Source organism: Thiomicrorhabdus heinhorstiae, from assembly GCF_013391765.2.
Classification (GTDB): Bacteria; Pseudomonadota; Gammaproteobacteria; order Thiomicrospirales; family Thiomicrospiraceae; genus Thiomicrorhabdus; species Thiomicrorhabdus heinhorstiae.
The window spans coordinates 1-5,907 of the sequence record NZ_JACBGI020000043.1 but is presented as its reverse complement, the minus strand read 5'-3'; the positions used below and the strand labels follow the sequence as shown (position 1 = coordinate 5,907).

The following is a 5,907-nucleotide window of genomic DNA, read 5'->3' as shown; positions in this document are numbered from 1 at the left end:
TTATATATCTATATGATTTGACGATATTTTTTGTAATTACAAGCCTGGAGAAGCATTTATATTAAAATCTGATGCCAAGATAAAATATCATGTTTTCCTTATTTATTTTCCATGTGCTAATCTTCGCAATGGGCCTGATTAACCAAGGGAAAACATTATGTTCAACGTATTCAAAAATTTATGGTTCAGAAATCCCAGAGAACAAGACATATTTATAAATGATATCGCTGTGCGAATTCGTGCCGGATTATTGTTATTTATTCCGATTTATATGAGCTTTACGCTTTATGATGCCGTATTCGGTACTCACTGGGTTGTCGACGGAAATACCGCCGTCGATACTTACGATACCGACTGGGACGATAATATTATTTATGCGGTAAATGCAATCAAGCGTACCTACGACTATACCGTTCAGACCTGGGTACTGTGGTATGCGTTGTTTGAAATGATTGCCGGAATGTTTGTCTTTACTTCACGATTTTCGCCGACCATTCTGATTGCTTCCATTCTTGCCAGTAAACAAGAACCAAAATGGAAACCACTGGTTCCAAAACGTTTTGCCTGGAGCCTTGGTTCAACCTTTATTATCGTCTGTCTGGTGTTCTTTAATCCGGATGTAGTGGCGGAATGGATCAACAGCTTATTTGGAACTAATCTACCGACAACCTTCAATTACATGCCCTACTGGATCCCGCTTATTTTGGTCTGGGTCTGTTTAGGATTTATGTGGATGGAAACCGTACTCGGTTTCTGCGTCGGTTGTAAAATCCACTCGTTACTGGTGATGATGAAAGTTCTCGACGAACCATGCGAAGCTTGCGGTAATATCGATTGGGACGAAATTCGCCGTAAAAACGAAGAACGTCTAAAAAGAGAAGCCGAAGCGGCCGGAAATCACTAAATTTAAATTAACCGTATAAAAAACAAAAAGGCGCTAATAGCGCCTTTTTTCGTTTAGAACCGGAATCGACTAAAACAAAGCTGCATTCAATTGCGTATGCACCCAAATACTGGCGACATAGCCCAAAGCAATCGCCGGAGTCCATTTCAGATGGTTAAAGAAGGTATACAATCCTTTCGATTGTCCCATCAAAGCCACACCGGCAGCCGAACCGATCGAAAGCAGAGATCCGCCTACTCCGGCGGTCAAGGTTACCAACAGCCACTGCCCATCGGACATATCCGGATTCATAGTCAGAACTGCAAACATAACCGGAATATTATCGACGATTGCCGAAAGAAGCCCAACGGTAATATTCGCTTCAGTCGCTCCCCAGCTGTTATACATGACATCGGAAGCGACCGCTAAATAACCGAGCGTTCCCAAACCGCCAACGGCAAGAATAACCCCGAAGAAGAACAATAAAGTATCCCACTCGGCACGGGCAATTTTGTTGAAAATATCGAAAGTAATCGGCTTGCCTTCAAGGTGAGTCACCCCTTCTCCCTGATTACCTATATCGTAAGATACTTCTCCGGTTTTCTTCAGATAGTAAGCAAAGAACTGCAGATATGCCAAGCCCATCATCATGCCGAGTACCGGTGGCATATGCAGGAAATTATGCATGGAAACCGCACTTGCGATGGTTAAAATAAACAGCAATAAAATACGCTTGGCGCCACGACGCATGGAGATTTTATCTTCCAAAGCCTCAGGTTTCTCTTTCGGCAGGAAGAAAGTCATAATCAAGGCAGGAACGACAAAATTCACCATTGCAGGAATAAACAGATCGAAGAATTCGTGGAACTGTAGTAAACCTTTCTGCCAAACCATCAGAGTAGTGATATCACCGAACGGACTAAAAGCACCACCGGCATTGGCCGCTACAACAACATTGATAAAGCCGAGACTGACAAATGCCGGTGACGATGCGCCAACCGCTAAAATAACCGCCCCCATCAGTAATGCCGTCGTCAGGTTATCGGCGACCGGCGAGATGAAAAAAGCCAGGAATCCGGTAATCCAGAATAATTGCTTGTAACTGAAGCCTTTGGAAACCAGCCAACCGCGCAGCGAATCGAAAACTCGACGTTCTTCCATCGCATTGATATAGGTCATTGCCGCCAACAGGAATAAGAAAAGTTCGGCAAATTCCAGGATGTTGTGTCGAACCGCTTGTTCAGCAACTCCATCCATACCGTGTTGTTCCATGGCGATCGCGATAATCGCCCAAATCAAGCCTGACGCCAGTATTACCGGTTTGGATTTCCTTAAATGGGTAAACTCTTCGGTCATCACCAGAAAATAAGCAAAGATAAAAATCCCCAGACTTAAAAATCCGGCCCAATGGGTGGTGAAATCATAGTTTCCTGCCCCTTCAGAAGCCCATGCCCATATAGGCAAAAGCATCAGCAACCCACCTGTAATAAACTTTTGCAGTCCCAACATCTCTTATTCCTAAATAGTAAAATCGATACAATAAAATATCAGTAACAACTTATTTTATATAAAATTCAGTAACTTTAGGTTCAAAACCCTTGATAAAGCACCTTTTTGCTTCATCATAACTAATTTCAATTTAATAACAGAGAGTTTTGCATAAGCGGATCTCTCATCCAGGAAAAAAGCAACGATTTAAGGCACAACATTATGAAAGTTAAATTACTTAGAAAAGAGTACGAAATTTTCGCACCTTGGGAGAAGACCTTCGATAAGGTCGTAACTCCATTTGAAAACTTCATACACAATCAAACCACCACCGGTTTGATTTTGCTATTAATGACCATTGTTGCGCTGATTTTTGCCAATAGTCCATTCTCCGAAGCCTACGAACATTTTTTCCATACTCACTTTTCGATTCAATTCGGCAATCTGGGAATCGACCACTCGATCCACCACTGGATCAACGACGGATTGATGGCAATTTTCTTCTTTCTGGTCGGTTTGGAAATTAAACGAGAAGTTCTGGTCGGCGAACTTTCCGATCCTAAGAATGCCGCCCTGCCGATTATTGCCGCTATCGGCGGTATGGTCTTCCCGGCGCTGATTTTCTATTCGATTACTCAGGGAACGCCCGCAGAGAACGGTTGGGGAATTCCAATGGCGACCGATATCGCCTTTGCAATCAGTGCCTTGGTTATTCTCGGTAAACGCGTACCGGCCGCACTGGTTACTTTTCTTGTCGCTCTGGCAATCGTCGACGACCTTGGCGCCGTTACCGTTATCGCCCTGTTCTACACCGATCAAATCCACTTAAACTATCTACTGGTAGCGTTTGCATTTTTCGGTGTACTGATTGTTTTCAATCGTGTCGGTATCCACAAACCACTACCTTATTTTATTATTGGTGGTTTCATGTGGGCGGCTATGCTTGAATCCGGTGTTCATGCAACTATTGCCGGTATTTTGACCGCTTTAACCATCCCTGCCCGTCCGAAATTCAACCCGCGATTTTTTCATGAGCACATCGATAAGCTGGTTCACGACTATCACCAGGCGGATCGCAATACACCAAATTACCAGCTGACTGACGAACAGAAATCGATTTTGCATCAGATGGAATGCGGTGTACATCGCGTTCAAGCCCCTCTTAACCGTTTGGAACACAACCTGCACCTGCCGGTGGCCCTGATTATTATTCCTTTATTCGCATTGGCAAATGCCGGTATCGCCTTAAATCTTGGGCAGATGAGCGACTTACTGGTACAACCGGTTACGTTGGGTGTCATGTTCGGTCTGGTATTAGGTAAAGTCATCGGTATCGCCGGCGTTTCCTGGTTAGCCATCAAATTAAAACTGGCTAAATTACCGACCGGAGCGAGTATGAGCCAGCTATTCGGCGTCTCTTTCCTGGGAGGTATCGGTTTTACCATGTCGATCTTTATTGCCGATCTTGCCTGGGAACCGGGCGAAAGTATGCTGCTTGAAGCGAAAACCGGTATTTTGATCGCTTCATTGATTGCCGGATTATTCGGTTATATCTGGTTGCGATTTATTGCTAAAAACGCAGCAAATGCCGCTGATTAAAATTCTATAAACTTAAACAAAAATCCCCGCTCTTGGCGGGGATTTTTTTATTCACATATTCTGTTCCATTTAATCGAAATTAAAATCATCCAGACTCGGTCGAGGGGGATGACCGTCATAAATCAGATTGGTTCGATATTGAATATAACTTTCACGCGCAAAAATATACGGATCAGGCTGAGTTTTCAACTCATCAAATAACTTGGATACAGCTGCGTAATCAATAAATTTATCAACTGCAAAAATCGCCAGTTTTCCATAATCGTTAGCTTCGATCAGATACGGATAAACCGGGTTATAAAGACTGTCGACACTTCCGCCAACCAGCTCACGAGTCGTATAAGGACCTATAATCGGCAATACCAGATAATTCGATTGCTGCCACAGTCCCCATTTGGCCATGGTCTGACCGAAATCTTCTTTCTTGTCTTCCAAACCAGCCGGTGTTGCGATATCCAGGATTCCGAAAAGACCAAAAGTGGAATTGATTACAAAACGCATAATCCCGGAAAAACCGTCTTCAAAATTTCCCTGTAAAAAACTGTTAACCGAAGATAGAGGCACTGCCAGATTATTGAAAAAATTATCAATCCCCTGTCTTACCGGACTTGGCACATAGAAGTTATAGGCTTGTGCCATCGGTTGACCGACATTCTCATCGAAAGACATATTAAATTCGAACATGTCTCGGTTAAAAGATTCATACGGATCCTGGCCGTTAATGACATCAATCGGCTTTTCGGTTGGCAATTCCGCTAAAGGATCGACATCTTTCGCCAAAACGGATGAACTCAGCAAAAATAGTGCACTCAAAGTGCAAACCTTAATGTATTTCATAATTAGAAACTCGGAGTTTAATCGATAGGTTTAGTGCAAGAAAGATTAATTTTGTCGATCGCTTCTTTAAAGCGCTGCAATATTTTCGTTCTAGGAAAGCTTTTACGCCATGCAAGCGCCACGATCCTTTCAGCACCTTGGCCTGATAGATCTTTTATAGAGAAAAGCCCCTGATCGCGTTCTGAGAGCGATGTACATGGAAAAATCGAAATACCGGCTCCAGAAGCGACCATATAACGGATGGTTTCCAAAGAGCTGCCTTCCAAAGTTCGTTGTAAATGATCGTGATGGTAGTTCATCAATAAATTAGGGTAGATTTCGACCACTTGCTCTCTAAAGCAGTGACCGGCCCCTAATAACAGAACCGTCTCTTTTTCCATTTTCTTCAAAGAGATCTTTCCTTCGATTTTCGCCATAGGGTGATTGTTGGGAATAATTGCCTTAAAAGGTTCTCTGTATAAAGGAACGGTTTCGATATTAGGCTCATCGAAAGGTAATGAAAGAATTACCACATCCAATTCACCGGATTGTAGCTTATTTGCCAGAACGTGAGTGTAGTTCTCTTCAATGATTAAAGGAACATTTGGAGCAATTTTGTGAAATTCGGGAATCAGCTTAGGCAACAGATAAGGTGCTACCGTATAGATTGCACCGATTTTCAGCTCTGCGGTCATGTCTTCCTGAGATTCCTGAGCTATTTCTTTGATCATCTGACTGCGTTCAAGAATCTCTTCGGCAATTTTGATAATTTTTTCGCCTATAGGGGTAATCAAGACGTCTTGTTTACGTCTTTCGAAAATAATGACTCCCAACTCTTCTTCGAGTTTCTTGATTGCTACGCTTAAAGTCGGTTGACTAACGAAACAGGTTTCCGATGCCTTACGGAAATGTTTCTCTTTAGCGACAGCAACAATGTATTTCAGTTCGTTTAGAGTCATAAAGAAACCTTTAAAATAAGACCATTGTGTGTAATTGCTCGATGTTTTATAAAGTATATAGATTTCTTATTTATACTTTTTTATTATTTTACTTAGCAACCGGAATTCTGTAGATAAAAACAGATTTCAATTTAAATTCATTTACTTAAGTTGTGACTATGG

Annotated in this window: 5 protein-coding genes; 2 read left to right on the top strand and 3 right to left on the bottom strand. The window is 42.4% G+C overall.

All coding sequences use genetic code 11. From position 1 onward, the window contains the following. Positions 1-229 precede the first annotated feature (229 nt). Positions 230-904 (top strand): DUF4395 domain-containing protein, encoded by a 675-nt coding sequence (locus tag H8792_RS12205; protein ID WP_324187615.1) that lies wholly within the window; start codon positions 230-232, stop codon positions 902-904. A 69-nt stretch (positions 905-973) separates the two neighbouring features. Here H8792_RS12205 and nhaD read toward each other — a convergent pair whose 3' ends face one another. Next, positions 974-2,392 (bottom strand): sodium:proton antiporter NhaD, encoded by a 1,419-nt coding sequence (gene nhaD / locus H8792_RS12200; protein WP_228767120.1) that lies wholly within the window; start codon positions 2,390-2,392, stop codon positions 974-976. 201 nt (positions 2,393-2,593) lie between these two features. Here nhaD and nhaA point away from each other — a divergent pair, with 201 nt between their 5' ends. After that, a complete protein-coding gene (nhaA, locus tag H8792_RS12195) occupies positions 2,594-3,970 on the top strand; it encodes a Na+/H+ antiporter NhaA (protein WP_185979269.1) in 1,377 nt (458 codons plus the stop codon). Between the two features lie 69 nt (positions 3,971-4,039). On the opposite strand, the gene H8792_RS12190 is transcribed toward nhaA, so the two are convergent. Together H8792_RS12190 and H8792_RS12185 are read right to left on the bottom strand one after the other, a co-directional pair. Next, a complete protein-coding gene (locus H8792_RS12190) occupies positions 4,040-4,783 on the bottom strand; it encodes an MlaA family lipoprotein (RefSeq protein ID WP_228767119.1) in 744 nt (247 codons plus the stop codon). Between the two features lie 41 nt (positions 4,784-4,824). After that, entirely contained in the window at positions 4,825-5,745 is a 921-nt protein-coding gene (locus H8792_RS12185; RefSeq protein WP_185979267.1) for a hydrogen peroxide-inducible genes activator, read from the bottom strand. Positions 5,746-5,907 lie beyond the last annotated feature (162 nt).

Bases quoted from the DNA above. Each gene is read 5' to 3' on its own strand.
- nhaD (WP_228767120.1), bottom strand. From the start codon at position 2,392: ATGTTGGGACTGCAAAAGTTTATTACAGGTGGGTTGCTGATGCTTTTG.
- nhaA (WP_185979269.1), top strand. From the start codon at position 2,594: ATGAAAGTTAAATTACTTAGAAAAGAGTACGAAATTTTCGCACCTTGG.
- H8792_RS12185 (WP_185979267.1), bottom strand. From the start codon at position 5,745: ATGACTCTAAACGAACTGAAATACATTGTTGCTGTCGCTAAAGAGAAA.